The sequence below is a fragment of the Nonomuraea sp. NPDC026600 genome, assembly GCF_040638335.1.
Lineage (GTDB): Bacteria > Actinomycetota > Actinomycetes > Streptosporangiales > Streptosporangiaceae > Nonomuraea.
In genome coordinates, this window is record NZ_JBEZYD010000005.1 from 143,547 (window position 1) to 167,702 (window position 24,156).

The window sequence follows — 24,156 nt, forward strand, 5'->3', positions numbered from 1 at the left end:
TCGCCTCCGACCTCAATGCCGTCCACCTGTAACAAGCAGTCCACAGTGGGCTCAGCCCAACGCCAGCGTCCGCATCAGACCTTGCCAACTTGGCTGCTCAGCGAGAGTCAGCCCTCCACCGGCCAACTCTCACGATCGGCAACGAAGCTGCCCCGTTGGGGCAAGGTCATCACCCACCCCTCGTCCCGCAGCAGAGCCACGGCCTGGCGGGCCGTATCGCGCGCAACCCCGTGATTTCGCACCATCTCCGACTCCGATGGGATCCGATCGCGTGGCCCTAGCGCACCATCCTTGATCTGCTCTCGGATGATCGCCGCCACCTGTTGATAGATCGGCGTCGGATCGAACCTATCCACTTCCACAAGGCCGACGTTAGGTACGTTGCCTACGGCTAGCATATGGGCAACGTCCTAGACGAGGTAGACAAGATGGCTTTAGGGTGAGCTCATGACTTGGGTCTACCACAGCATCCATGCCGAGCCCGCAGAGCCCGATCATGAGAAGCTTGCGCTCTGCGCACGCGACGCCGACAAGCTGGAGTGTCTCCTGCAAGCCGTTGAGTATCGCGAGCAGGGACACCAGAACGTGCAGCCGTGGATCGACAGCTCTCTTGCCGCGCTCAAGACCGCGACCGGGAAGCGGCTCGCCGAGGAGGCTCTTCGTACGGGGACTCTGGAGTGGATGACCCGCGTCCTCAACGGCGACTGAGCGACAAGACAAAGGGCCTCCGCTGTCTGGAGGCCCATGGCGCGGTGAAGCCGGGCCTTACCGGGCCTCGCCGCATAGCAGCGCGCGCCCATGCCAAGCTCGGCGGCTCCGGGAAACGTGCGAACACCCAGCACGGCAGTCGGAGAACGTGATCTGCGGCTGGTGACCTTCCAACGCGTAAAGGGGATGAACCTCTCCAGGTTCGGTGCAAAGCTGGGCTCGTGATCGACACGCAAACGGTGGTCCTGGTCGAGGGAGCCAGTGATAAGTCGGCCATCGAGGCGTTGGCCGAGCGCCGTGGCCGGAACCTGGCGGCCGAAGGCATCTCCCTTGTGGCGATGGGCGGTGCCACGAACATCGGGACGTATCTCGGCAGGTTTGGCGCTCCTGGTCGCAATCTCCGGCTGGCCGGTCTGTGCGACGTCGGGGAGGAAGGCGACTTCCGGCGGGCTCTTGAGCGCGCCGGCCTTGGATCCAATCTCAGCCGACGCGATCTGGAGGCGCTCGGATTCTTCGTGTGCGTCGCTGACCTGGAAGACGAGCTGATCCGCGCCCTCGGTACCGCCACGGTTGAGCGCGTTGTCGATGCTGAGGGCGAGCTCCGCTCATTTCGCACGCTCCAGAAGCAACCCGCATGGCGCGGGAGCGCCACTCACGACCAGCTGCGCCGGTTCATGGGATCAGGCAGTGGCCGCAAGATCCGCTACTCTGGCCCGCTCGTCGCGGCACTCGATCTCGATCGCGTGCCGCAGCCGCTGGATATGCTGCTGGCCCACCTATCGGGGTAGCCGGAGATAGAGATTTTGTCATCGCCGAGTGGGGCGGATTCGTTGGTGGAACCAGCTCGCGCGGGCTAGGTGGCGTCGTCGGCAGCTGTGCCAGCGCAGGCTGTACCGGTAGGGATTGCTAGGTTGACCAGGCGTTTTACCTCTGTAACGGTGAGGGGAATCAGCCCGGATCGGCGGGTGAGGTCTGGTTGGGGGCGGTGGTGAACCGCCTCTGGTGGTGCGTGCCCGCGCGGCGGTGATGGTACAGACAGCCAGGGCGGCCATGGACAGCACCAGGTGGCGCAGCAGCGCCGGGTAGGTTCTGACCTGAGAGTGGTCCAGCCCGAAGGCGTCTCCGACTCCGAGGGCATCGGGTGGAGGACTCGAACCCCGGCGCCGGTGATCCACGGAGTGTGGCCCTCGTCGTCGGCCGCGCACCCTCAGTCTCCCCCAGGCCCCAGGCCCCAGGCACTCTGCCGGGCGTCACGTTCGTCGTCTCAAACGTCGGTCGTGGCCCGTGGTCTGTCGGTTTTTTGGCCCGTCAAATGTCGGTTGGCTCTCTGCGATCTGTCGGTTTTTTGTACCGTCAAATGTCGGTTGGGCTCTACGCTGGTCTGGATCGTCGCAGGAAGGAGCTGCCATGTCTGAGTTGGTTTCACGCCAGCTAACCGGCCATGCCGAGGAGTTCCTCGACGCCTTCAGAGTGGTGATCGTCAATGGGCCGAGGCAGTCAGGCAAGACCACCCTGCTTCAACAGCTCAACAGGGGAGGAGCGGGGACCTATCTCACCCTGGATGACGGCCCGTTGAGAGCGGCCGCGCAGGCCGACCCCGCTGCCTTCATCGCGGACGGGTCGCGTCCGATGATGATCGACGAGATTCAGCGGGGAGGAGACGACCTGATCCTGGCGATCAAGGCGGAGGTCGATCGGAAGAGCGAGCGGGGGCAGTTCGTTCTGGCGGGTTCCACGAGGTTTCTGTCGACGCCGTCGTTGAGCGAATCACTTGCGGGGCGCGCGGGCATCCTTGAGATCTGGCCCTTTGCCCAGGAGGAGCTTGCCGGGAAGGGCGAATCCTTTCTTGTGACGGCCTTCAACGATCCTGGTGCGTTGCGCTCTTCGTCGCCCAGCGACTACAGCCGAAGGGACTACTTCGAACTGGTCTGTCGAGGGTTCTATCCGGAGGCAGTCGCGATGAGATCGGAGTTCACCCGAGACAGGTGGTACCGGACCTACGTTCAGTCGGTCATCGACACCGACATCAGGGAGATGGCGAGAGTCGATGAGCCGAGCAATCTCCGGCAACTTCTCAACATCGCCGCGGCGAATACGGCCCAAGAACCGAACATGGTCAAGATCGGCAGTGATCTCCAACTCCATCGGAGCACGGTCAACCGTTACGTCGGCTTGCTGGAGACAGTTTTTCTGATCCGTCAGGTTCCAGCATGGTCTCGGAACCTTGTGGCTCGGTCGATTCGCCGTCCCAAGCTTCACGTCACCGATACCGGCCTCGCCGCTCATCTGATCGGCGTCGACGCGGATGGCCTGGCTGCCAGGGTCTCGCCTGCGCGGGGCCCTCTTATCGAGTCGTTCATCGTCAATGAGATCGCGAAGCAGGCAACCTGGGCGCCGTTTCGAGTCGGACTCCATCACTGGAGGGTCAGCCAGGGCGCTGAGGTTGACCTCGTACTTGAACGAAACAATGGGCGGATCGTCGGTGTGGAGGCCAAAGCCACCGACTCTGTCAACCAGGACGATTTTCAGGGCCTTGTAGCTCTGCGTGAGAGTCTCGGCGAAGACTTCATTCACGGTTTCGTCTTCTACACAGGGGTGAGGTCCCTGTCCTTCGGAGACCGGCTGACAGCGCTGCCCCTCAGCGCCCTCTGGGACAGGTAGCACTCCGGACTGACCTGCGCAGCGCTCACGACTCCCGGTGCTCGCCCCGATCCTGGACCGCCTGAACGACCTGAGGCCGCTGCCCGACGACAGCGTCGTGCACTTGGACGTCGGCTACGACCCGGACAAGACCCGCGCTCTGCTCGACGAACGCGGTCTGCATGGCCGCATCGCGCGCAAGGATGAGAAGGTGCCGATCCAGTCGAGCCGACGCGGGCACGTCGAACGGACCACGCCTGGCAGAACGCCTTTGGCCAGGCGTCCAGCAGGGAATCGGGCGGCCATGTCAGCGATCTTGTCCTGGGGCAGATGACTCTCCATCCCGCCAGCAATGACGAGAGTGGGCGCGTTGACTTGCGGGATCTCGACCCGCCAGGCCGGATCGGGTGCGTTCAACTGCTCTACGATCGCCGGCCGCCATCGATCAAGCATTGATCGTCCACGTTGTTGAAAGTAGCGGCGGCGGCGATACGGGGACAGGCCTCTCTTCTGATCACAGAGCGTGGCAACTCCACGATCGCCATGACCTGCGCCTGCCTTGCCTCTGGGGCTTCCATCGCGCCTATCCGCGCGGCCTGAGCGCGCGAGTCGCTGCCCCATGAGGATGATCATTTCCCGCAGGATCATGGCCTCGTGATGCTCGGACAAGGGGCGTACGACGGGCATCCAACCTTCCGGTGCGGCAGGGCTCTGACGCCGCTGTTGTTACCGGAAGGGTGGTCGTACGCCGCCAGGGCACCCGCGACGGGCACTGAGTCCAGGATGCTCCTTACCGTGGGGTGGTGGGTGCGGGGGCCGGGCGTACGGCGATGGATTGGCTCCGCGGGCTCTCCCCACCCGTAAGGAACGGTGATTTCGGGGCCTCCTTCAGCGTGCCGCCGGATCCGATCTCGAACGCGGCCACCTCGTTGGTGTCCCGGATGGCGGCGAAGACGTCCCGGCCGTCCGGTGTGATCGCGACCGCCGCGACCTCGGCGTGGTCAGGAGTGGGGGCGGGGGAGTCGGCGGTTGGCCTGAGCGAGCCGTTCGCGAGGATCGTGAAGCCGAGCAGGCCGCCGGGGGGCGAGTCGGTGTCGGAGTCGTTGCCGACGACGTACAGGTGCTGCCCGTCGGGCGTGACCTTGAGGCCGACCGGGAATTCGGCTGCGGGGAACGGCGATCCGGGCACGGGGGTCAGCGAGCCGTCCGCGCCGCGCCGGAACCCCCACACGTTCTGCGGCTCCACCGAGGTCACATACACGAAGGCGCCGTCCGGGCTGATCGCGATCCCGTAGTTGGCCGGCCCGACCTTCGCCACGTCCTGCGCGGGTCCGAGCGTGCCGTCGAAGCGCACGGCGAATCTGGTGATGACCCGCGGCGGGCTGTCGGCGGTCTCGTCCGTGTCGGCGTACGAGAGGTAGAGGAAGCGCCCGTCGGGAGACAGCACTGTCTGTTTGGGATGGTCTGAGGTGGTCTTGAAGTCGCCGAGTTTGGTGGGTGTCCCGTCCGGGCCGATCCGGTACGCCGAGATCGTCGCGTCGGCGGTGTTGGTCACGTACAGGGTGCGCCCGTTCGGGGAGATGGTCGCCCCCCACGGCTCGTCGCCGGTCTTGACGATCCGCGGGTCCGGCTGGAGCGCGCCCCGCGCCCCCACACGGAACACCGAGAGCGTGTCGGAGTCGCTGTTGACGACGTACGCGGTGGCCCCGTCCGGGGTGAGGGCGATGCCCCGGGGGGTCTCGCCGCCGGTGGAGACAGGCTTGTCGAGGAGCGTGAGGGTGGCCCTCGGGCCGATCGCCAGGGAGGAGACATTGCCGGAGCCCGCGTTCGTGACGTAGACCACGCCGCCGGACGGCGGCAAGACTGGTCCCGCGGCGGCTTGGACAGGGGCAGGGAAGGGGACGGCGAGCAGCGCGGCGGCAAGGACGGCACCGCCTACTCGCGTGGACAACCGGATGGACACGGGTGACACGACTGACTCCTCAGGATTCAGGGATCTTGATCGATGGGCCTACACCTGATGGGCGTGCCATCCCGTTCCATCTGTCCCTGCGGAGTTGGTTCGACGCCCACTACCGCTCAGGCGTCGGTGGTGGCCCGTGGTCTGCCGGTTTTTCGCACCGTTACTTCGTGAGGGTGGCTCACGCAGGGTTCGGCAGGCGCAGCGATTCAAGCTTGGCGGGATCGGCCACGATCGCGATGGCGGTGATCCGGTCGTCGGTGACCGTGAACGAGATGATGGAGAGTGGGGTTCCGTCCTCGCGCCAGGAGACGTACCCGGGAAGGCCGTTGACGAGCACCGCCTGATGTCGTGCGACTTGGCTGGAGACCATCCGCGCGCCGGCGGCGACCGCGGTGGCGCCGAGGGTGACGACCACCCCATCGGGGATGTCGACGGTCAGCTTCACGTCCGGGTCGAGTACGCGCAGCAGCGCTTCGAAATCGCCGCCCTGGGCTGCCGCGCGGAAGGCTTGGATGACTTCTCGTTGTTCTCGTGCGACGACCGTCGGCCGTTCGGTCGCCTGTACCTTCTTGCGGGCGCGGCTGGCGATCATCTTGGTGGCGTCGGCGGACTTGCCGAGGATCTGGCCGATCTCGGCGAACGGCACCGCGAACAGGTCGTGCAGCACGAACGCCAGCCGCTCGCTCGGCCCGAGCGAGTCCAGGACGACGAGCAGCGCGAGCCCCACCGCGTCGGCGAGCGCCACGTGTTCCTCGGGTTCAGCGCCGTCGTCGACCGTTACCAAGAGCCCAGGAAGCCCGTCGCCGTAGGCCGCCTCGGGGCGGGTCTGGCGTGACCGCAGGACATCCAGGCTGATCCTGCCGACCACCGTGGTCAGCCAGCCCGCCAGGTTGTCGATGGTCGTCGCGTCCTGGCGGGCGAGCCGCATCCAGGCCTCCTGGACTACGTCCTCGGCGTCGGCGTGCGATCCGAGCACGCGGTAGGCGACCGCGCGCAGCCGGTCGCGCTGGGCCTCGAACGCCTCGGCCACCAGGTCTGTCCGGCTGTTGTCGGTCATCTTGTCATCGTCCTCGGATCTGCTTGCTCATGGGTTATCGTCGCGCCCTCTACGGGCGGTCAGCCATCAGCACGGTTTGGGCGGCGCTGCTGGCGGAGCGAGATCCGGTTGCCGTCTGGATCCACTGCCTCGATGCGAACGCCGAACGGGTAGTCCTCCGGTTCGGGCCGATCGAAGGTCACGCCTCGTTGGCGAAGTACCTCGAAGTCCTTCCTCAGGTCGTCCGACTCGAGGAAGAGCGGACCGGGGTCGAGGCCCGGCCGCTTGTCGATCGGTTGCCCCACGGCCGGCTCATGCGACCAGAGGATGATCTCGACCGGACTGCCGGCAACGCCCACAGTGAGGAAGCGTCCTTCCGGCCCCGGGTAGTCGATGCGCTTCTCCAGGCCGAGCCCTTCGGTGTAGAACTCCAGCGCACGGTCCTGATCGGTGACATAGACCGTCACGTACATAATGTTCGTCAGCACCCTGGTCTCCCATCCATGTGTTGGTCCTACGGCCGGTTGCATACGCGGCCGTCGCCTGTATGACGGGTGCCGGCGCCTGAAGGTATCGAATGGACGCCGCCTGAAGGCTTCGAAGAGCGCCGGCCTGCCTGAAGACAGTCGCGTACCGGCAGGTCGTGAGTCGCATCCCGTGGGGCGCACGCTGTCACGGGTATCGGCGAGAAATCGTGAAGTCGCCAGGACCAAGACCTTCAGGCGGCCTCTGGTTGGGCCTCGTCGGCCGGTCGTTCGACGAACTTGCCGCCCTTGAACTTGGCACCGGCGCAGGGCCACGAGTTGAGGGGCGTTCACCGCCCGCCAGCGGGACGAACGGCTCCGTGCCGAGCACGCGCTGCTCGTCGTGGAGATCGTTTCTCCCGGCTCCGAGACGCAGGACACGACCGACAAACTCGGGGAGTATGCCAAGGCCGGCATTCCGCACTACTGGATCGTCCGGCTCGATCGCGCCGGTGTGTCGATCATCGAACGGTACCGGCTGGATCGGGCATCGATGCTTTACAAGCACATCGGCACCTTCATGAAGGACGAGTCCGGCGACGTTCCCAGCGTCAGCAACCCGATCCCTATGGTGATCGACTGGTCAGAACTGCAGTTCTGAGCAAGCCCACATGATCCCTTCAAGGGCCCGGTCTCTCGGAGACGTCAAGGTGCGAGTCTCGCGGAGATTACCGACCATGCGCCGGTGAGCGCGTGGTCCACCATGTCAGCGGTCGAACCAGCGTGTTGCCGAAGGCGTGAGCAGCATGACGACAACCGCCAGCGGGAAGAGCGTGCTGGGGGCGATCAGCTTGATCCAGCTGAGGTCGCCGTCGATCGCGGTCATGATGAGGTAACCACCGGCGGCGACCACTTCGACGGCGATGGTGCCCCAGCGCACCGGCTTCCTTCGGGAAGACCAGCGGGATAATAGCCAACCCATGAGCGCAGTGATCACGGCGCTGTAGAGGGGCATCAGGAGGAACGGGCCGCTGAAGGCAAATGCGGCGGCAGTGCCGATCATGATGGCGAGCCCCACGAGACTGAAGGCCACCTCGAGGGTCATGATGAACCTGGCGGCTCGCATGGCGGCCGGCATGCGCTCGGCCTGGATCGCATCCGTCACACGATCATTCTGCCGTGTGGCGGGCATATGCGGAGTGTCTCCCCTAAACAATCGAGTATCTCGAGCTGCGGCCGTGGGTCGACAGCTCTCGTGCCGCGCCGATACGGCTCACGTGGTCGCTGTACTGCACGGCACCTACGCCTGATCATCAGACCGCCGGTCGGTGGCCGGCCAGAATCGCGACAACGGTCTGTCGCCACAGACGTCCCTTGCGCGGCGAGGCCGGTTGCCCCCCGCTCAGGCTGAGGGAGGACAACCGGCAGGTTCGCTGAGCGCCTACGCGGCCGGCGCCGGGCCCATCGCGATGAACGAGAAGTCCCGGTCCGCCTGCTTGCCGTCACTGCCACCGGTGGTGACGCGGAAGCGGTCCGTGGAGATGGCGATGACGACGGCGTTGTCCCGCGTGTCTCCGCCGGTGCTGCTCATGTTGCCGGGGTACATCTGTGTCGCGACGACGGACGGCCACTGCGGGAACGCCACGTCGAACAGGACCGTGTAGACACCCGTACCAACACGGTCCACCTTGAAGCCGGTCCCCGAGTAGATCGTCGAGCCGTTGCTGCCGACACAGCCCCACACTGATCTGTCAGCCATGTTGATCACCTTCTCTTCCTGTTGGTTTCCTGGTGGAAACGCGGACTTGATGGATGTGGACAGGCACGAGGTTCTGGGTCGCTCGGCAGGCGAGGGGGCGGACGCTACCCCGGCCCGTCCCGGCTCACCTGCTGCGCTTCAGTCCCCTGATGGCCTATCATGTTAGGCAACATGTAGCGCAACGTTGTTGCCTTATATGTAGTGTTAGCGAGGACTGGGCATGCGTCAAGAGGTCTTCGGAAGACTTCTCGACAGGTGTCCAAACGATCGCGCAGATGGAGAAACAGCGATGACATCGCGACCCGATAGCACCCCACGCCACACCCGTAATCCGCGAGGTGCGGGCGACCGCCTACGGCAGGATCTGATCACTGCGGCCAACCGCCTGCTGGAGGACGGCGCCACTCACGAATCGCTGTCCTTGCGGGCTGTCGCCCGAGAGGTCGGGATCGCCGCGACCAGCGTCTATCTACACTTCCCGGACAAGATGTCGCTGCTGCTGGCCGTCTATCAGCGGCACTTCGTCGAGCTGATCCACCACATCGACCAGGCCATCGCCCGGCATACCGACCCCGTGGCCCGGCTGCGCGCGGCTGCGGCGGCCTATTGCGAGTTCGCCGACGATCACCCTGACGTCTATCGCGTGATGTTCACGGTGCCCAGCGTGCCCGAACTGCCCCGCGCGATCTCCGACGACCAGCGACCCGGCGCCGCCGCCATCGAGTCCGTCCATGAAGTCATCAAGGACTGCATCGAGGCCGGCCGCATGCCCCGCACCGACCCCTACGCGGCGACGCTGTGCCTGTGGGCCGCCCTCCACGGGATCATCACGCTGCGAGCGGCCCGCCCTTACGTTCCATGGCCTCCCCTGGACACTCTCATCGACACCCTCCTGGCCAGTTGTATCGGCGCCACCTGAGCGAAGTGTCCGTTCTGGGAGATCAGGTCAGCGGCGGTGGCTTCAACCGCCGAACGCCTCTTGCTTGATCTGCTCGAACTGCGCGCCCATCGCCTCGGCCAGCGCGTTCGCCCCCGACAGCGGCCGCACCATGACGGTCAGGTCGTCGATGAGGCCGTCGTCGTCGAAGTGCAGGAAGTCGCAGCCGTGGACCTGCTTGCCGTTCACCGTCGCCCGGAACACCAGCGCGAGGTCACGGCCGTCCGCGTCGGCGATCTCCCGGACGTAGTGGAAGTCCTCGAACACCCGCGAGACGCCACGGAGGATCGCCGCCGTGAGCGCCTTGCCCGGATACGGCTGGTACGCGACCGGGCTGGTGAACACGATGTTCTCGGCGAGCAGTGCCTCGATCGCCGCCATGTCATGGGCCTCGACGGCCTGACGGAACGCATGCATGCCTACCCCTACTCAATTAGTTGACTATACGCGCTTGACAGTAGCTCCAACGTGCAACGTCGTCCAGAGAACAGGGTGCCGTCACCCGCCATATAGGCCATGACCTCGGGAAACAGCTTCCCACTCCCAGCCCGGCGAGTGTCCGTTAGGGATCTTCTTATTGGACCTTGATCGCATTACACTCACGTCCATGACCGCGACCATGATCGAGTTGGACGATGGTGCGCAGCTTCGTACGTGGACCGCGGGCTCGGTGATTCCGCGGAGATTTCCCGTGGTCATGGTGCACGGCGGTCCAGGAGCCCCCGACTGTTTCGCCCCGGTCGCCGACATCATCGACGACTTGTGCCTGGCGGATCGTCCTGGGAGGGAGAGCACACGATCGTCCGCCGCAGTGGAGAGGCAGACCCAAAGGGCTAATTGACGGATCTACGGGTGCCACCGGAATACGGCAGAAGCGGGCCGCAGTACCGCGAGTCGAATGACAACCTAGCGGCGCGATCTCGAAGCAGTGTGAATCAGGAGGCGCGACATGGCCAGAATCGCCTACGACGACCAGACCGCGGCAGCGTACAAGGCGGTCCGTGAGATTCCCCGAGACGGGCTCGAAGAATGGCGTGAAGCGATACGACGTCACCTCAGCCCGTCGCCCGGGATGACCGTGGCCGACATCGGCGCGGGGACCGGCGCGTTCTCCACCGCCTTCAGCGACTGGTTCGGCCTCAGCGTCCTCGCGGTCGAACCGTCGGCGGCGATGCGGGCCCAGATTCCGCGCCGCCCGGGCATCCAGGTGGTGGAGGGCGACGCCGGCGCACTCCCGTTCCCGGACGGCTCGGTGGACGGCGCCTGGATGTCCCTCATGATCCACCACATCCCCGACATGGAAGCCGCCGCGCGAGAAATCCGCCGCGTTCTGCGCCCGGGCGCTCCCGTTCTGATCCGGCAGGGATATCCGGACAGGCCCTATATGACGCGCACCTTTCCCTGGGAGTTCTTTCCCGAGACCGTCCGGACGACCGATACCTTTCCCTCCCTTGAGCAGACGTGCCAGGCGTTCACCTCCGCGGGATTCCGCCGCGACGCGCTTGAGCCGGTCCCCGAGACAATGTTCAGCCTTGCCGAGTTCCTCGCCCAGGTGGATGTCTTCCGCCGCTCCGCCACCATCATGCGCGGCCTCACGGAGGAGGAGTTCCAGCGGGGCAAGGAACAACTCCGCCGCGCTGTGCAGGACGCCGAGCGGACACCCAGCCCGGAACCCAGAGCCAATTGGCTTGACCTCCTGGTTCTGCGCTGACAGCCGACGATCAGTACGTTCGTCATGCCGATGACGATGCCCACAGGCTCCCTCAGGGGCGCAGTCCGTGGAACAGCTCTACCCGGGCGCGGTGGTATTCGACGTCCGCCTCGTCGTGCGTCACCCCCGAGCGGACGGCCTTGTGGAAGTAGGCATGCTCCCTGCGGAGCTTGTGCCTGACGAGCTGAGCGAGCGACTCCTCGTCCAGGCGGGCGGCCGTGCCGCCCGCCTGGTGGTAAGCAGCCACGAACTCCTCGCTCGGCCCGGCCAGGTCGTCGCCCCATTCCAGGGCGGCGGCGGCCAGCTCCAGCTCAGGGGCGCCGACGAAGGTCTCGTCCCAATCGAGAACCGCCACTATCCGGCCGTCCCTGGCCAGCGTGTTGCCGGTGTAGTAGTCGCCGTGCAGGGGGTGACGCATGGGGTGCTCAGCGTGGAAGGCGGCCAGCCAGCGGTCCAGGTCGGGGTCGTCCAGCTCGGCGGCGTCCTGGGGCGGATCGCCGTACAGGCCGGACTCCTGGAAGGCGGGCACCGGGCGCGGGCCGGGGCGGATGACGTGCCCGTCGAGGCGGTAGGCGGCGGATTCCTCTCCGCCGTGCAACCGCTCACCCTCTCCCGTGACGCCCCAGGTCAGAGCCACGGCTTCGCGGATCTCACGGGTAAGGGGCGTCTTGACGTAGATCATCCCGCCAGCCTACGTGCTTCCGTTCGGCGGCAGATGCGCCAAGGTCGGGGCGTGGTCTCGCGGTTGCTGCCGATCTTGACGGCACCCCAGGACAAGTAGGCGTCGATAGTCGCATCGTTGATTAGGAACCGGGATGGTTAATCAATCCGGCGATATCGTTGTCAGATGTCGTTGCGTCACGCGGTGATGGTCGCGCTCCTGGAGGGCGAAGCGTCCGGATACGACCTGGCCAAGGGGTTCGACGCGTCGGTGGCCAACTTCTGGATGGCCACACCCCAGCAGCTGTACCGGGAGCTGGACAGGATGCGGGCCGACGGCCTGGTCCAGGCACGTGTCGTCGAGCAGGAACGCCGCCCCAACAAGCGACTGTTCTCGCTGACCGAGACCGGACACCGTGTGCTGCGCGAATTCACCGCCACGCCACCCCGCCCGGGCGCGATCCGCGACGAGCTGATGGTCAAGGTCCAAGCTGTGGACGCCGGCGACGCCGAGGCCGTGCGGGCCGCCATCGGGGAACGCATGGACTGGGCCGAAGCCAAGATCGCTCGATACGAACGGCTACGCGCCCGGTTGCTGAACGGCCGCAGCGAGGAGGAGTACCTGGCGGATGCCGACCGCATCGGCCCTTATCTGACCCTGATGCGCGGCCTGGCCTTCGAACGCGAGAACCACCGGTGGGGCGAGTGGGCCCTGGCCGTACTGAAGCAGCGCTCAACCGCCACCACCTGAAGCCCCCGAACGCGGCTCTGCCACGGCTACGAAAAGCGCCTTACCGATGGGGTACGTGGCGACCGGCTTCGCGGGGGACTTCAACCGGCCGACCAGGGCGATCATGGGCCTGCTGGGAAAGCTGGCCGCCGCTCCGCCCGCCAAGGCGATCGCGCCCATCGTCGGCTTGGTCGACCAGCCGCCCGCTTCGCCGGTGAGCGCCTTCAAGGGCCGCAAGGAGATCACCCGGCCGGTCGATCCGGCCGACGCGCGCAAGCTGCACGAGAGCACCGCCCGCCTGCTCGCCGAGCTTGGCATCCCGTCGAGCGCTTGATCAAGGCTCCAGCAGGCGGCGCGGGCCCGGGCCCTGCTGGGCGAGGGCGTCGCCGGGATTGACCAGGGCGCACTGCTCGAACGACAGGCACCCGCACCCGATGCACTCCGTGAACCGGTCGCGCATCCGTTCCATCCGCTCGATGCGCAGGTTGATCTCCTCGCTCCAGCACTCCGACGCCCGGATCCAGAACTCCCGGGTCGGCTGGACGCCCTCCGGCAGCAGGTCCAGCACGCCGCCGATCACCGACAGCGGTATGCCGACGCTCTGGGACGCCCGGATGAACGCCACCCGCCGCAGCGTGGTGCGGTGATAGCGACGCTGGTTGCCGGTGGTCCGGCGGCTGTCGATGAGCCCCTGCCGCTCGTAGAAGCGCAGCGCGGAGGCGGGTACGCCGCTGCGCTCGGACAGCTCACCGATGGTCAGTTCCTTGGCGATCGCTTCGGGCACGCTCCGAGCCTAGCCCGAGGTATAGGCCTAGTTCTGGGCTGTGGGGCGGACGACGATGTCCCCCACATCGACGCCGTCCGGCTGCTCGATGGCGAAGGCGACGGCGCGGGCCACCGCGTCCGGTGAGATCGCGATCTTGGTCATCTGGTCGGAGATCTGGGCCTTCACCTCCGGACTCATGTGCTCGGCGAAGTCCGTCCTGACGATGCCCGGCGAGACGACGGTCACGCGCAGGCTGTCACCGGCCTCCTGGCGCAGGCCCTCGGAGATGGTGCGTACGGCGTTCTTCGTCCCGGCGTACACCGGCTGGAGCGGAACGATGCGCAGGCCCGAGGTGGACAGGATGTTGATGAAGTGCCCGAAACCCTGTTCCCGGAAGACGGGCAGGGCCGCGGCGATGCCGTACAGGACGCCTTTGAGGTTGACGTCGATCATCTCCTCCCAGTCCTCGACGCGGAGGTCGTCCAGAGGGGAGATCAAGCCGATCCCGGCATTGCCGATGAGGACATCGATCTTGCCGAAGCGTTCACGGGCCAGCCCGACGAGGCCGGCCAGGTCCTCGCGTCGCTTCACGTCCGTGTGAGCCCAGGCGGCTTCACCGCCAGCCTTTTCGATGCGGGCGGCCAGCGCCTCAAGACGCTCCGTACGGCGTGCCCCGAGGACGACTTTCGCGCCGCGCTCGGCGAGCAGCAGCGCGGTCGCCTCGCCGATGCCGCTGCCGGCGCCTGTGATCGCCACGACCTTGCCTTCGATACCCGACATGATGGGCGGTCCTTCCAGAAAGTGTCCTACAGTGAAAGTGGAGGCGCCGCCACTTCGTCCCACCCTAAGTGGCGGCGCCTCCACTTAGCAAACAGGGGGAGAGCGGCTGATGGCCCGAGACGCAGAACGTCCGCTGAGGGCTGACGCCCAGCGCAACCGGGACAAGATCCTGGTCACCGCGGTGCGTGTGTTCACCGAAGAGGGGCTGGACGCGCACTTCGAGCGCATCGCCAAGGAAGCGGGCGTGGGAACCGGCACGCTCTATCGCAACTTCCCGACCCGGGAGATCCTGATCGAGGCGGCCTACCGCAACGAAGTGGCCCGGCTGTGCGACGCCGTCCCCGAGCTCCTGGCGACCATGCCGCCACGTGCGGCGCTACGCGCCTGGACGCGCCGCTTCATCGATTACGCCGCCGCCAAGCTGGGTATGGCCGACGCCCTGCGAGCCGTCGTCGCCTCGGGAACCAACCCCTACGCCCGCAGCCGCGAGCTGATTCAGGCCGCCCTCACCTCGCTCATGGACGCCTGCGTGGCCGCCGGCGAGATCCGGTCCGACATCAGCGCGAGCGACATGTTCGCCGCGCTCGCCGGCATCGCCCTCACCTCGGCGGAGCCCGAGCAGCGAGAGCAGGCCGAACGCCTCCTCGACCTCACCCTGGACGGGCTGATGCGGCTCCCCGAAAGCTGATGGCCCCGCCCGCGGCCGGACGCCTCCGGCCGCGCCTGGAACGACTCCTAGTTCCGGCGGATCAGGGTGAGTCCGTCGGCGATCGGCAGGATGACCACGGTGACCCGGGGGTCCTCCCGCACCAGGTCGTTGAACTCCCGCATCCCCACGGTCCCCGGATCCGACGCGGCCGGGTCGGCCACCCGCCCGCTCCACAGCGTGTTGTCCACCATGAGCAGGCCGCCCGGCCGCAGCCGGTCGATCAGCAGCTCGTAGTACGCCGGGTAGTTCCCCTTGTCGGCGTCGAGGAAGGCCAGGTCGATGGGCTGCTGGAAGGCGGCGAGCGTCTCCAGCGCCGGACCCAGGGTCAGGGTGATGCGGTCGGCCACGCCGGCCTTCTCCCAGTAGCGGCGGGCAATGGACGTCCACTCGTCGCTGACGTCGAAGCAGTGCAGCTTGCCGCCGGACAGGCCTCTGGCGATGGACAGCGACGAGTATCCGGTGAACGTACCCACCTCGACCGCCACCTCCGGCGCGGTGAGCTGGGTGATCATCGTGAGGAACACACCCTGGTCGGCCGTGATCTGCATGCCCGCGCTGTCGCCCGTCGCCGCGAGCGTCTCGGCGATCAGTTGCTCCAGCAGGGGGTCGGGGTGGCTGGAGTGGTCAACGATGTAGCGGGCCACGGCGGGGTCGAGAAATTCAGATTTCATGATTCTTATTCCCAACGGGCATCGGAGCGGCTCAGGCCGGTCGGCCGGCCGCAATGCGGAAATACATAATCCCCGATGTTTAAAGACATAAAACGTCCGATAAGTCAAACGGGTACCCTTGCGGGGTGGGTGAAACGGCGACCAGGGCGAGGGGCCTAGGGGCGACCGGGAAGGCTGCTCCGCGCGGGCGTATCGCCAAACGAGAAGCGATCATGACCGCTGCAATGAGGGTGTTCGTCCGGGACGGTTACTCGGGTGCGAGCATCGAAACCATCGCCGCTGAAGCGGCGGTATCCAAACAGACCATCTACAACCATCTGGGCGACAAGCAGCGCTTGTTCGAGTCCCTGATCGACGAGAACTTCGATCAGGTCAATGCCCAGCAATTCGCCATGATCGAGACTTTTCCCGATCGTCCGGCGAACCTCATGGCGGAGCTGACGGCGTTCGCCGGGGATCTCATGCGTGGCTGTCTCATGGACGAGCGGGCGCGAGCCTTACGCACACTCGTCCAGGCAGAGGGATCCCGGCGTCCCGAGATCGCCAGGCAGTGGCGGCAACGTGGCCAGGACCAGCTCGCAGGGTCCCTGGCCGCCAGGTTCGCCAGGCTGGCGCTGGCCGGAAAGCTCTCCATGGTCGACCCTGACCAGGCGGCGCGTGACTTCCTGGCGTTGATCACGTATGACGCCCAGGTCGGCTGGACCATCGGTGACGCGACGATGCGAGACGACGAACTCGACGCCTCCATCGCCGCCGGGGTCCGCACGTTCATGCGCGCGTACGGCAACGGCAACGGCAGTAACGGCAACGGCAACGGGAACGGAAACGGCAACCACCATCACAACGGCAACGGCAACGGCTCGCCCGGAGGCTGAATGATGCCCGCCCGCTCTCTTCGGGTAAGGTCTCGGCGATCAATGAGCTAAGGGCGGGCAAATGAACAAGAGGTTGGCGGCCGTCGTGGCCGCGGGCACGACGCTCGTTGTGCTGCTGACTGTCGTGGCGTTCTCCGAGCCAGGCAGGTCGGTGGCACAGGGAGTGCGGCTGACCCGGCAACCCGACGGTTCCATGGTGCTCGCGGACAGGGGCGGAGACGCCCCTGTGCTCGACCTCTTCGAGGACTTCGACTGTCCTGTCTGCAAGGAGCTGCACACCAGGGTCAACGCGACGATCGAGCGGCTGGCCAAGGAGGGCAAGGTCAAGGTCGTCTTCCATCCGGTGACGGTCTTCGAGGACGAGCCCATGCGGTCCAACTCCGTCCGCGCCGCGGCCGCCGCCCGCTGCGTGCCGGAGGAGAGCTGGCTGGCGTTCAGGGATGAGCTGTACGCCATGCAGCCCTCGCCGCACGGGCTGGCGTCAGGGTTCGGCGTGCAGGACCTGGCCGAGGCGGCCAGGAAGGTCGGCGCGTCCGTCGACCAGTGCGTGACCTCGCAGTCGTACGCCGACGAGCACCTGCGGGAGAGCGCGAAGGTACAGATCGAGGGGACGCCTACCCTGCTCCTCGACGGCGAGCTGCTGGGCAACGAGGCCTTCGACCCGGCAACCCTGGAGCGGGCCATCACCGGAGGCTTGGGCGTCACCGTCTGAGCAGCGTCACCGTCTGAGCAGCGTCACCGTCTGAGCAGCGTCGCCGTCCCCAAAACGTCCCAAAGACTGAGACCGGTGTGCCGACCAGTGGATAGGTGTGGCAGACTCGCAGGCACCATGTTCTACGGTCTGCTCATTATCAGCAGGCGCGCTGGCTGACAAAGGGACACCGCCAGCGCGCAGACCTCTCACGTCCGTGAGGGGTCTTTTTGTTTTCCAGGGAGACGACACCATGGCCGACGACCGCTTTCACGTGTATGACACGACGCTGCGTGACGGCGCACAGCAGGAGGGCCTCACCCTCACCGTCGCCGACAAACTCGCCGTCGCGCGGCAGCTGGACGGCCTGGGCGTCGGCTTCATCGAAGGGGGCTGGCCAGGAGCCAACCCCAAGGACACAGAGTTCTTCAGGCGCGCTCAAACAGAGCTCGACCTGAAGCACGCGCAGCTCGCCGCGTTCGGTGCGACCCGCCGAGCAGGTGTGAAGGCAGCCGACGACCCGTTGGTGGCCGCCTTGCGCGAATCCGGCGCGCCGGTCGTGACCCTTGTCGCCAAGAGCCACGACCGGCACGTGGAGCTGGCCCTCCGCACGACTCTCCAGGAGAACCTCGCGATGATCCGCGACACGGTCTCCCACCTTCGTGCGGGGGGACAGCGAGTCTTCCTCGACGCCGAGCACTTCTTCGACGGCTACAAGTCCAACCCAGCCTACGCGCTGGAGGTTCTGCGTACCGCTGCCGAGGCGGGCGCCGCCGTCATCGCCCTGTGCGACACCAATGGCGGCATGCTCCCCGACGAGCTGGCCGACATCGTCTACGCCGCCGCCCAGACCAGCGCCCGCGTCGGCATCCACTGCCACGACGACACCGGCTGCGCGGTCGCCAACACGCTGGCCGCCGTCAAGGCCGGCGCCACGCACGTGCAGGGCTGCGCCAACGGGTACGGCGAGCGGTCCGGCAACGCCAACCTGTTCACCGTGGTCGCGAACCTCCAGCTCAAGCGGGGCTTCGACCTGGTGCCGCAGGAGTCGCTCGCCGACATGACGCGCATCGCCCACGCGATCACCGAGGTCACCAACGTCACGCCCAACTCCCACGCGCCCTACGTCGGCATGTCGGCGTTCGCGCACAAGGCCGGGCTGCACGCCAGCGCCATCAAGGTCGACCCGAACCTCTACCAGCACATCGACCCCGCCCAGGTCGGCAACGACATGCGCATGCTGGTCTCCGACATGGCCGGCCGCGCCTCGGTCGAGCTCAAGGGCCGCGAGCTGGGCTACGAACTCACCCCCGAAGCCACCAAGACGCTGGTCGGCCGGGTCAAGGACCTGGAGTCGAAGGGCTTCACGTTCGAGGCCGCCGACGCCTCCTTCGAGCTGCTGCTGCGTGACACCGTCCACGGCGAGCGCACGCGCCACTTCGAGGTCGAGTCGTGGCGGGTGATCGTCGAGCGGGCCAAGGGCGGCGAGCTGGTCAGCGAGGCCACGGTCAAGCTGCACGCCAAGGGCGAGCGCATCGTCGCCACCGGCGAGGGCAACGGCCCGGTCAACGCCCTCGACCGGGCGGTACGCCTGGCGCTGGAGAAGCTCTACCCCGAGCTGGCCAGGCTGGAGCTCATCGACTACAAGGTGCGCATCCTCGAAGGCACCCACGGCACCGACGCCATAACCCGCGTGCTCATCACTTCCAGCGACGACACAGCCGAGTGGTCCACGGTCGGCGTCGCCGAGAACATCATCGACGCCTCCTGGCAGGCGCTGGAGCAGGCGGTGACGTACGGCCTGCTCCGCGCGGGCCACGAGGCCGGCTAGCCGCTCGGCTAGAGCAGACCGGCGGGGAAGGTCAGGCCCTGGACCTTGACCTTCCCTCCCGAACAGGACACCTTCGGCGAATCGGTGTCCGGCACGATGACGGTCAGCAGCGACTTGGCCGCAGGGGAGACGACCACGTTCGTCGGCAGCTTCGACAGGTACGTCGGCGACACCCAGCCCAGCTTCCCGCCCCGCTGCACCTTCTGCCCGCCCACCGGCTTGCAGCCCGCGAGCTGGACCAGCGTGACCCTGAATTTCCCGTCGCCCAGCACGACCCGGCCGCCGCCGTTGGAGATCACCTTGAGCGACGGGGCGAACCGCCACAGGTTCGTCACCTTCTTGCCGCCGGACGCGGTGTCGAGCACCGCCATCACGTCCTGGCCGTGGTTCACCAGCACCGATCGGGTACGGCTCGCGCCATAGGCCTTGTCGGTCAGCCGGAAGGACTGCCGGTCCTTGCCGTACGACGACTTGATCAGCTTGCTGGCCGTGCGCGGGCGGAAGCGCCCGCCCACCACGGACGGCACGTTGTGCGCCTCGGGGGAGAGCGTCCAGTAGCGGTAGGAGCTCTTCTCGTAGGAGTTGAAGCCGCCGTCGACCAGGATGTCGCGGCCCTGCGCGTAGTAGGTCACGCCCAGGTGGTCCTCATGGCCGTGGAACTTCAGGCCGGGGCCGAACCTGATCGAGTAGAAGGCGGATTCGGGCTTGCCCCAGTCCGTCCGGCCGTACACGTAGCCGGCCTTGTAGACCTTGACCTTCTCCTTGGGCGTGCCGGTCTCCATGTTGGGCTCGACCACGGCGCTGCCGTCGCCGATCGGCACCATGAAGCCGTTGGGCTGCGTGGAGTGGGCGACGAACGCCTTGAGCGCGTCGGCCCGCTTGGTGATCTCGCCGGGCACCTTGCGGCCGCAGTCCTTCATGTTGGTCATCGCGACCATGAGCCTGCTGTGCACGTAGACGGCGTAGCGCGGCGCCTGCTCCATGAGCGCGCCCTGGGAGTCGACGTCGAGCTTGACCGTGCCGGTCAGCCGCTTGACGGCCAGGCTCGTCCAGTCCTTGCGGCCGTAGCGGCAGCCGATGCCCATGAGCGCGATGTCCTGGTCGATCCCGTGATTGTGGCCCTTCTTGTACAGCCGCGAGTCGGACAGGAGCTTGGCGTGCTCGGCCAGCGTCCGCTTCAGCCAGGCGTCTTTCACGTGCATGCTCAGGCAGACCAGCGCCTGGGAACGGAGTGAGACCGGGTGGTCCTTCCAGGCGTACGACGGGGTGCCGCGGGCGCCGCGCCGGTTGTGGTCGGCCCAGTCCTTGGTGATCTCCTTGGCCCGGTCGAGGTAGCGCTCCTCGCCGCTGTTCTCGTACGCGACGACCAGCGTGCCCATCCAGCGCAGCGACTGGAAGACGAACTCCCACGAACGGTTGTGGTACGGGCTCATGGCCCAGTTGATCTTCGTGCCGATCTTCACCGGAGGCTGCTCGACCAAAGGCAGCTCACCCCGCATGACCTCGTCCGCCGTGGGCGTACCGGGCAGCCAGTCGCCCTGGCACTGCGCGGTGCGCTTCACCGACGTGTCGGCGTGCGCTGTGCTCACCAGCCCGCTGAGAACGAGCATGAGAGCGAGGGGGATCGCAAGGCGGCGCACGCCGGTTCCTTCCGGGCAAAAAGATGGGGGCGGAACATGCTGACCGAATCTCGATCAACTGGTCAAGTTGGGTGCCGGATCGTTAGCGGCTCGATGCGGCTCGGTTTCCGGACCGGTCAATTCACGACATCCTGGGCGCATGAGATTCGACGACATCGTGATCCCGGACAGCGCCGCCTGCCGGGGTGCCCATGAGGTGGCGACCAGGTATCACTCGCCCTCGCTGCTCAACCACTCCGTCCGCGCCTACCTGTGGGCGGCGGCCTACGCGGGGCTGCACGAGATCGCGTTCGACGCCGAACTCCTCTACGTGTCGTCGATGCTGCACGACATCGGGCTGACCGCGGAGTTCGACAGCCACACGGTGCCGTTCGAGGAGGCGGGCGGGCACGTGGCCTGGGCGTTCGCCGCCGGAGCCGGGTGGCCGGTCGAGCGCAGGGTACGGGCCGCCGAGGTGATCATCCGCCACATGTGGGACGAGGTGCCGCTGGCGGAGGACCCCGAGGGGCACCTGCTGGAGCTCTCGACCGGCATGGACATCTCGGGCCGCCGTACCGAGGAGATCCCCCCGGAACTGCGGCAGGAGGTGCTCGCCCGCCACCCTCGGCTGGAGATCGCCAAGGAGTTCGCGGCCTGCGTGACGGACCAGGGCACGCGCAAGCCGTCCAGCCTCGCGGCCGGGTTCGTCCGGGCGGGCATCACGGACCGCCTCGCCAACAACCCGCTGGACGCCTGACGCTTCAGCGAGCGGCTTCGGCCTCAGCCTCAGCGGCCTCAGCGGACGACGCGGTGTGAGGTCGGGGCGGGTTCCAGGGTCACGTGGGCCACCGCCGGTACGCGATCCGCCTCCAGCGCGCTGCGCATGTGCGGGATCGCCACGCCCGCCAGGTGGTCCCTGAGCTCGCTCATCGACGCCTGCTCGTCCGCCACCAGGCGCAGCCGTACCATCAGCCGGTCGCGGGAACCTCCCAGGTCGGCCCCGGCGTTCAGCACGGCGGGACTGGTCGCGACGTCCGCCGCGACCGCGGCGGCCATGCCCTTCGCGGTGACGTCGGTCACGCCCCCGGGACCGGTCTCCATCCGCAGCGAGTCGCGGCTGTCGCGGCGCCCCTGAACGAACAGCCAGCGCAGCCCGAGCAGCGCCACGATCACGGCCACCAGCGCGACTACCCACCAGATCCACGGGCTCGTGGCCACGAGGAACAGTCGCACGGGACGGTCCGCGATCGCCGTTCCCGCCGCGCTTCGCCCGAACACCCCCATGCCGCGCGCCAGCGCGCAGCCGCCGAGTACGGCGAGCACGATGCCGGTCAGGGCCAGGCCCCACCGGTTGCCGCGGCTGGTTCTGCGGTTCACTTGCGCTCCCTCATGTTGACCTTCACCTGGTACGGCTCGACGGGGTTCAGCGCCGCGATCCTCGACAGCACCATCGCCCGTACGGCCTCGCCGAACCGCTCCCGATCCCACCCGGTGGTGGTGGCGGTGACGGCGGCGGTACGGCCGCGGACCGAGGCGCGGGCCGAGTGCACGCCCGGAACCTCTTCGGCGGCGTGCGCCAGCGCCCTGGCGAAGCTCTTGCGCCGCATGCCGATGATCAGGTCCGCGTCTCCGGTACGTACCGGGATCAAGCGCGGCCTTCCGGGCATCAGCGCGGTCACCACCAGCGCCAGCCCGATCAGCGTGACCAGCGCGGCGCCGAGCAGGAACAGCGGGTCATTCCACGGAGTCGACGCCGCCCAGATCAGCAGCCGATCCAGGCGTACCCACCCCAGCGGCCGCCCGGCCAGCGCCGAGACCGTCTCGGCGGCGACCACCGCGCCCAGCACGGTGAGCAGCGCGGCCACCACGACGGCGGGCACGGTCCGGCGCGGCCGGAACGCCCGCACCGCCGCACGATCGGCCCCCCGGCCGGAGGCGCCGGTCGCTGTGCGGCCGTCTGTCGTCCGGCCAAGCTCACCGGCCGGCGGCGCGTCCGTCGCCCGGTCGGCGAGGCTCGTCACCGGCTCATCCGCTCGGTGCGCACCGGTGCTCATGACGAAACCCCCCGCGGTCCCTCACGCGAGGTCTCTTGCGGTCCCTCCTGCGGCGTCTCTCGTGATACCTCCCACGTGGGCGCTTGTGGGGCCGTGAACTCGGTCATCGTGACGTCCACGCGTGACACCCGCAGGCCCGTCAGCGCGGCGACTCTGGCCGCCACGTGGTTCCTGATCTGGCCGGCCACCGCACGCAGGGGCGTCGGATAGGCCACGGACACGGTCAGCCCGATCTCGACGCCGTCGTCACGCACCGTGGCGCTCGCCGGGCGCGTCCTGCGCAGCCCGCCGCGCTCGCTCACCTCGCGTACCCCGGCCACCTCACGCGCGGCGCAGCCGGCGATCTTGCCCGCCACGCGGGCCGCGACCTCGGTACGGCCACGCCGCTCGGGTGGTACCGGAGCGGGGCGCTGCTCCGGTACCACCACGACGGCCGTCTCGGACGCGGGCAGGTCGGTGGTCATCTGCGCCTCACGGTGAGGTTCGACAGGTTCACCTCGCCGCCCTCCATGATGCGGCCCACCAGGAGCCCGACCGCGCCCAGTACGACCACGAGCAGGAAGGCGCCGAGCCCGCCGAATGCTCCGACGATGCCCAGCACCATGCCTACCGACATGCCGATCACGGGCAGCCACGAGATCTTGTTCATGAGGTCTCCTTCACCGCGTCCTCGGGTGCCGGCACTGTGTCTTCGGGCACCACGTCGTCGATCCGGATGTTCACCAGACGGTCCCCGGCCAGGTCGGCCACCGCCCGCCGTACCTCTTCGGCCGTTTCGGGGAGGGGGCGGTCGAGTCGCGCCACGATGGCGATGTTCACCTCGCGCTCGTCCGCGGACACGCCCGTGAGGCGCTCGCCGGGCAGATAGGTCGCCACCGCGCCGAAGAGACCGCCTGACAGCCCGGCCACTCCCGCACAGGCGACGGCCCGCTCGCCGATCAGCCGGACCTCGGTCACCTGAGCGCCGGCCGCCTCATCGCCTATTACCGCCGCTTCGGTCCCCTGGGCTCCGGCCACCTGAGCACCGGTCGACTGAGGGTCGGTCGGCGGAGCGCCGCTCGCCCGGGCGCCGGTCATCGGACTCTGGGCTCCCGCTCCGTGCCACCCGTGTCGGCCGTGCCGCTCGTACCGCCGATCTCCCTCGCGGGTGTGTCCCGCATGGGGAGGTGGACGTCGTCGACCCTGATGTTCACCTCGGTGACCTCGAGCCCGCACATGCGCTCGATCGCGTTGATGACGTTCCTGCGCACGGCCGCGGCCAGTTCGGGGATCGCGATGCCGTACTCGGCGACCAGGTCGAGGTCCGCGGCGGCCTGCCGTTCGCCCACCTCTACCGAGACGCCCTGGGCGACACTCTTGTCACCGCCGACCATGCCGCGCATGGTGCCGAACGCCCTCGCGGCGCCGGCGCCCATGTCGTAGACGCCCGGCACCTCGCGTGCCGAGAGCCCGGCGATCTTCGCTACGACCACGTCGTCGATGGTGGTGGTGCCCTTGTCGCTCATCAGTGAGCCGGCCGGGCTGTCCTCCATCGTCCTGGCCCGCGGTACGG

General features: G+C 67.4%; 29 protein-coding genes and 3 pseudogenes. 14 read left to right on the plus strand and 18 right to left on the minus strand.

What is annotated here, in order from left to right:
- Positions 1-107: 107 nt before the first annotated feature.
- A complete protein-coding gene (locus AB0F17_RS13620; protein ID WP_358021263.1) occupies positions 108-362 on the minus strand; it encodes a winged helix-turn-helix domain-containing protein in 255 nt (84 codons plus the stop codon).
- A 145-nt stretch (positions 363-507) separates the two neighbouring features.
- Between AB0F17_RS13620 and AB0F17_RS13625 the strand changes: the two are divergent.
- The 4 genes and pseudogenes from AB0F17_RS13625 to AB0F17_RS13640 all read left to right on the plus strand — a co-directional run.
- A pseudogene (locus AB0F17_RS13625) lies at positions 508-708 on the plus strand (HAD family hydrolase); the annotation flags it as partial.
- A 221-nt stretch (positions 709-929) separates the two neighbouring features.
- Entirely contained in the window at positions 930-1,496 is a 567-nt protein-coding gene (locus tag AB0F17_RS13630) for a TOPRIM nucleotidyl transferase/hydrolase domain-containing protein (RefSeq protein ID WP_358021266.1), read from the plus strand.
- Between the two features lie 619 nt (positions 1,497-2,115).
- Positions 2,116-3,369 (plus strand): ATP-binding protein, encoded by a 1,254-nt coding sequence (locus AB0F17_RS13635; protein ID WP_358021269.1) that lies wholly within the window; start codon positions 2,116-2,118, stop codon positions 3,367-3,369.
- A gap of 20 nt (positions 3,370-3,389) precedes the next feature.
- Positions 3,390-3,621, plus strand: a pseudogene (locus AB0F17_RS13640) (IS5/IS1182 family transposase); the annotation flags it as partial.
- 517 nt (positions 3,622-4,138) lie between these two features.
- Here AB0F17_RS13640 and AB0F17_RS13645 read toward each other — a convergent pair.
- The 3 genes from AB0F17_RS13645 to AB0F17_RS13655 form a co-directional block, all read right to left on the minus strand.
- Positions 4,139-5,320 (minus strand): beta-propeller fold lactonase family protein, encoded by a 1,182-nt coding sequence (locus AB0F17_RS13645; RefSeq protein WP_358021272.1) that lies wholly within the window; start codon positions 5,318-5,320, stop codon positions 4,139-4,141.
- Between the two features lie 169 nt (positions 5,321-5,489).
- On the minus strand, positions 5,490-6,368 hold the full coding sequence (locus AB0F17_RS13650) for a sigma-70 family RNA polymerase sigma factor (RefSeq protein ID WP_358021275.1): 879 nt from the start codon (positions 6,366-6,368) through the stop codon (positions 5,490-5,492).
- A gap of 59 nt (positions 6,369-6,427) precedes the next feature.
- Positions 6,428-6,814, minus strand: coding sequence for a VOC family protein (locus AB0F17_RS13655; RefSeq protein WP_358021278.1), 387 nt, complete (start codon positions 6,812-6,814; stop codon positions 6,428-6,430).
- Positions 6,815-7,193: 379 nt separating this feature from the next.
- Between AB0F17_RS13655 and AB0F17_RS13660 the strand changes: the two are divergent.
- Positions 7,194-7,472: pseudogene (locus AB0F17_RS13660) on the plus strand (Uma2 family endonuclease); the annotation flags it as partial.
- Between the two features lie 105 nt (positions 7,473-7,577).
- Here AB0F17_RS13660 and AB0F17_RS13665 read toward each other — a convergent pair.
- Both AB0F17_RS13665 and AB0F17_RS13670 read right to left on the minus strand, forming a co-directional pair.
- Positions 7,578-7,976 (minus strand): hypothetical protein, encoded by a 399-nt coding sequence (locus AB0F17_RS13665; protein ID WP_358021281.1) that lies wholly within the window; start codon positions 7,974-7,976, stop codon positions 7,578-7,580.
- A 276-nt stretch (positions 7,977-8,252) separates the two neighbouring features.
- The gene (locus AB0F17_RS13670) at positions 8,253-8,570 is read right to left on the minus strand and encodes a hypothetical protein (protein ID WP_358021284.1); all 318 of its coding nucleotides are present in this window, start codon (positions 8,568-8,570) and stop codon (positions 8,253-8,255) included.
- A 289-nt stretch (positions 8,571-8,859) separates the two neighbouring features.
- Here AB0F17_RS13670 and AB0F17_RS13675 point away from each other — a divergent pair, with 289 nt between their 5' ends.
- Positions 8,860-9,489, plus strand: coding sequence for a TetR/AcrR family transcriptional regulator (locus AB0F17_RS13675; RefSeq protein ID WP_358021287.1), 630 nt, complete (start codon positions 8,860-8,862; stop codon positions 9,487-9,489).
- Positions 9,490-9,531: 42 nt separating this feature from the next.
- Here the strand turns inward: AB0F17_RS13675 and AB0F17_RS13680 are convergent, their stop codons facing one another.
- A complete protein-coding gene (locus tag AB0F17_RS13680) occupies positions 9,532-9,924 on the minus strand; it encodes a nuclear transport factor 2 family protein (protein ID WP_358021290.1) in 393 nt (130 codons plus the stop codon).
- 532 nt (positions 9,925-10,456) lie between these two features.
- Here AB0F17_RS13680 and AB0F17_RS13685 point away from each other — a divergent pair.
- Complete coding sequence (locus AB0F17_RS13685; RefSeq protein WP_358021293.1) at positions 10,457-11,218, plus strand: methyltransferase domain-containing protein; 762 nt, start codon at positions 10,457-10,459, stop codon at positions 11,216-11,218.
- Positions 11,219-11,270: 52 nt separating this feature from the next.
- Here the strand turns inward: AB0F17_RS13685 and AB0F17_RS13690 are convergent, their stop codons facing one another.
- A complete protein-coding gene (locus AB0F17_RS13690; protein WP_358021296.1) occupies positions 11,271-11,900 on the minus strand; it encodes a phosphotransferase in 630 nt (209 codons plus the stop codon).
- A 165-nt stretch (positions 11,901-12,065) separates the two neighbouring features.
- Between AB0F17_RS13690 and AB0F17_RS13695 the strand changes: the two genes are divergently transcribed.
- Positions 12,066-12,629, plus strand: coding sequence for a PadR family transcriptional regulator (locus AB0F17_RS13695; protein WP_358021299.1), 564 nt, complete (start codon positions 12,066-12,068; stop codon positions 12,627-12,629).
- A 55-nt stretch (positions 12,630-12,684) separates the two neighbouring features.
- A complete protein-coding gene (locus tag AB0F17_RS13700) occupies positions 12,685-12,942 on the plus strand; it encodes a hypothetical protein (RefSeq protein ID WP_358021302.1) in 258 nt (85 codons plus the stop codon).
- On the opposite strand, the gene soxR is transcribed toward AB0F17_RS13700, so the two are convergent.
- Together soxR and AB0F17_RS13710 are read right to left on the minus strand one after the other, a co-directional pair.
- Positions 12,943-13,392 (minus strand): redox-sensitive transcriptional activator SoxR, encoded by a 450-nt coding sequence (gene soxR / locus AB0F17_RS13705; RefSeq protein ID WP_358021305.1) that lies wholly within the window; start codon positions 13,390-13,392, stop codon positions 12,943-12,945.
- 27 nt (positions 13,393-13,419) lie between these two features.
- Positions 13,420-14,154, minus strand: coding sequence for an SDR family oxidoreductase (locus AB0F17_RS13710; protein WP_358021308.1), 735 nt, complete (start codon positions 14,152-14,154; stop codon positions 13,420-13,422).
- A 109-nt stretch (positions 14,155-14,263) separates the two neighbouring features.
- Between AB0F17_RS13710 and AB0F17_RS13715 the strand changes: the two genes are divergently transcribed.
- Entirely contained in the window at positions 14,264-14,842 is a 579-nt protein-coding gene (locus tag AB0F17_RS13715) for a helix-turn-helix domain-containing protein (RefSeq protein ID WP_358021311.1), read from the plus strand.
- Between the two features lie 47 nt (positions 14,843-14,889).
- On the opposite strand, the gene AB0F17_RS13720 is transcribed toward AB0F17_RS13715, so the two are convergent.
- Positions 14,890-15,534, minus strand: a complete 645-nt coding sequence (locus AB0F17_RS13720; RefSeq protein ID WP_358021313.1) for an O-methyltransferase — start codon at positions 15,532-15,534, stop codon at positions 14,890-14,892.
- A gap of 212 nt (positions 15,535-15,746) precedes the next feature.
- Here AB0F17_RS13720 and AB0F17_RS13725 point away from each other — a divergent pair, with 212 nt between their 5' ends.
- The 3 genes from AB0F17_RS13725 (at position 15,747) to cimA (ending at position 18,931) form a co-directional block, all read left to right on the plus strand.
- Positions 15,747-16,409, plus strand: a complete 663-nt coding sequence (locus AB0F17_RS13725) for a TetR/AcrR family transcriptional regulator (protein WP_358021315.1) — start codon at positions 15,747-15,749, stop codon at positions 16,407-16,409.
- Between the two features lie 61 nt (positions 16,410-16,470).
- Positions 16,471-17,121: a thioredoxin domain-containing protein gene (locus AB0F17_RS13730; RefSeq protein ID WP_358021317.1), complete on the plus strand. Its 651-nt coding sequence runs from the start codon at positions 16,471-16,473 to the stop codon at positions 17,119-17,121.
- A 232-nt stretch (positions 17,122-17,353) separates the two neighbouring features.
- Positions 17,354-18,931 carry a citramalate synthase gene (gene cimA, locus AB0F17_RS13735; protein WP_358021320.1) on the plus strand — a complete coding sequence of 526 codons (1,578 nt, stop codon included), beginning with the start codon at positions 17,354-17,356 and terminating at the stop codon, positions 18,929-18,931.
- 8 nt (positions 18,932-18,939) lie between these two features.
- Here the strand turns inward: cimA and AB0F17_RS13740 are convergent, their stop codons facing one another.
- Complete coding sequence (locus tag AB0F17_RS13740) at positions 18,940-20,571, minus strand: heparinase II/III family protein (protein ID WP_358021323.1); 1,632 nt, start codon at positions 20,569-20,571, stop codon at positions 18,940-18,942.
- 139 nt (positions 20,572-20,710) lie between these two features.
- Here AB0F17_RS13740 and AB0F17_RS13745 point away from each other — a divergent pair, with 139 nt between their 5' ends.
- Entirely contained in the window at positions 20,711-21,307 is a 597-nt protein-coding gene (locus AB0F17_RS13745) for an HD domain-containing protein (RefSeq protein ID WP_358021326.1), read from the plus strand.
- 38 nt (positions 21,308-21,345) lie between these two features.
- On the opposite strand, the gene AB0F17_RS13750 is transcribed toward AB0F17_RS13745, so the two are convergent.
- From AB0F17_RS13750 to AB0F17_RS13775, 6 genes are read right to left on the minus strand one after another with little or no spacing between them, the layout of a single operon-like run.
- Entirely contained in the window at positions 21,346-21,927 is a 582-nt protein-coding gene (locus tag AB0F17_RS13750) for an alkaline shock response membrane anchor protein AmaP (protein ID WP_358021329.1), read from the minus strand.
- On the minus strand, positions 21,924-22,604 hold the full coding sequence (locus AB0F17_RS13755) for a DUF6286 domain-containing protein (protein WP_358021332.1): 681 nt from the start codon (positions 22,602-22,604) through the stop codon (positions 21,924-21,926). Before AB0F17_RS13755 ends, AB0F17_RS13750 begins: the two co-directional genes overlap by 4 nt.
- Positions 22,601-23,068 (minus strand): Asp23/Gls24 family envelope stress response protein, encoded by a 468-nt coding sequence (locus tag AB0F17_RS13760; RefSeq protein WP_358021335.1) that lies wholly within the window; start codon positions 23,066-23,068, stop codon positions 22,601-22,603. The genes AB0F17_RS13755 and AB0F17_RS13760 overlap by 4 nt, the downstream gene beginning before the upstream one ends.
- Positions 23,065-23,253, minus strand: coding sequence for a hypothetical protein (locus tag AB0F17_RS13765; protein ID WP_214636929.1), 189 nt, complete (start codon positions 23,251-23,253; stop codon positions 23,065-23,067). Before AB0F17_RS13765 ends, AB0F17_RS13760 begins: the two co-directional genes overlap by 4 nt.
- Positions 23,250-23,681: a hypothetical protein gene (locus tag AB0F17_RS13770; protein ID WP_358021338.1), complete on the minus strand. Its 432-nt coding sequence runs from the start codon at positions 23,679-23,681 to the stop codon at positions 23,250-23,252. The genes AB0F17_RS13765 and AB0F17_RS13770 overlap by 4 nt, the downstream gene beginning before the upstream one ends.
- Entirely contained in the window at positions 23,678-24,136 is a 459-nt protein-coding gene (locus tag AB0F17_RS13775) for an Asp23/Gls24 family envelope stress response protein (RefSeq protein WP_358022337.1), read from the minus strand. The genes AB0F17_RS13770 and AB0F17_RS13775 overlap by 4 nt, the downstream gene beginning before the upstream one ends.
- Positions 24,137-24,156 lie beyond the last annotated feature (20 nt).

What these genes read in the sequence shown, in the direction of transcription:
- AB0F17_RS13765 (WP_214636929.1), bottom strand. Translation starts at nt 23,253, where the DNA reads ATGAACAAGATCTCGTGGCTGCCCGTGATCGGCATGTCGGTAGGCATG.
- AB0F17_RS13745 (WP_358021326.1), top strand. Translation starts at nt 20,711, where the DNA reads ATGAGATTCGACGACATCGTGATCCCGGACAGCGCCGCCTGCCGGGGT.
- AB0F17_RS13650 (WP_358021275.1), bottom strand. Translation starts at nt 6,368, where the DNA reads ATGACCGACAACAGCCGGACAGACCTGGTGGCCGAGGCGTTCGAGGCC.
- AB0F17_RS13715 (WP_358021311.1), top strand. Translation starts at nt 14,264, where the DNA reads ATGGCCCGAGACGCAGAACGTCCGCTGAGGGCTGACGCCCAGCGCAAC.
- AB0F17_RS13695 (WP_358021299.1), top strand. Translation starts at nt 12,066, where the DNA reads ATGTCGTTGCGTCACGCGGTGATGGTCGCGCTCCTGGAGGGCGAAGCG.
- AB0F17_RS13775 (WP_358022337.1), bottom strand. Translation starts at nt 24,136, where the DNA reads ATGGAGGACAGCCCGGCCGGCTCACTGATGAGCGACAAGGGCACCACC.
- AB0F17_RS13670 (WP_358021284.1), bottom strand. Translation starts at nt 8,570, where the DNA reads ATGGCTGACAGATCAGTGTGGGGCTGTGTCGGCAGCAACGGCTCGACG.
- AB0F17_RS13680 (WP_358021290.1), bottom strand. Translation starts at nt 9,924, where the DNA reads ATGCATGCGTTCCGTCAGGCCGTCGAGGCCCATGACATGGCGGCGATC.
- AB0F17_RS13760 (WP_358021335.1), bottom strand. Translation starts at nt 23,068, where the DNA reads ATGACCACCGACCTGCCCGCGTCCGAGACGGCCGTCGTGGTGGTACCG.
- AB0F17_RS13720 (WP_358021313.1), bottom strand. Translation starts at nt 15,534, where the DNA reads ATGAAATCTGAATTTCTCGACCCCGCCGTGGCCCGCTACATCGTTGAC.
- AB0F17_RS13675 (WP_358021287.1), top strand. Translation starts at nt 8,860, where the DNA reads ATGACATCGCGACCCGATAGCACCCCACGCCACACCCGTAATCCGCGA.
- AB0F17_RS13710 (WP_358021308.1), bottom strand. Translation starts at nt 14,154, where the DNA reads ATGTCGGGTATCGAAGGCAAGGTCGTGGCGATCACAGGCGCCGGCAGC.
- AB0F17_RS13685 (WP_358021293.1), top strand. Translation starts at nt 10,457, where the DNA reads ATGGCCAGAATCGCCTACGACGACCAGACCGCGGCAGCGTACAAGGCG.
- AB0F17_RS13635 (WP_358021269.1), top strand. Translation starts at nt 2,116, where the DNA reads ATGTCTGAGTTGGTTTCACGCCAGCTAACCGGCCATGCCGAGGAGTTC.
- AB0F17_RS13725 (WP_358021315.1), top strand. Translation starts at nt 15,747, where the DNA reads ATGACCGCTGCAATGAGGGTGTTCGTCCGGGACGGTTACTCGGGTGCG.
- AB0F17_RS13690 (WP_358021296.1), bottom strand. Translation starts at nt 11,900, where the DNA reads ATGATCTACGTCAAGACGCCCCTTACCCGTGAGATCCGCGAAGCCGTG.
- AB0F17_RS13755 (WP_358021332.1), bottom strand. Translation starts at nt 22,604, where the DNA reads ATGAGCACCGGTGCGCACCGAGCGGATGAGCCGGTGACGAGCCTCGCC.
- AB0F17_RS13770 (WP_358021338.1), bottom strand. Translation starts at nt 23,681, where the DNA reads ATGACCGGCGCCCGGGCGAGCGGCGCTCCGCCGACCGACCCTCAGTCG.
- AB0F17_RS13730 (WP_358021317.1), top strand. Translation starts at nt 16,471, where the DNA reads ATGAACAAGAGGTTGGCGGCCGTCGTGGCCGCGGGCACGACGCTCGTT.
- cimA (WP_358021320.1), top strand. Translation starts at nt 17,354, where the DNA reads ATGGCCGACGACCGCTTTCACGTGTATGACACGACGCTGCGTGACGGC.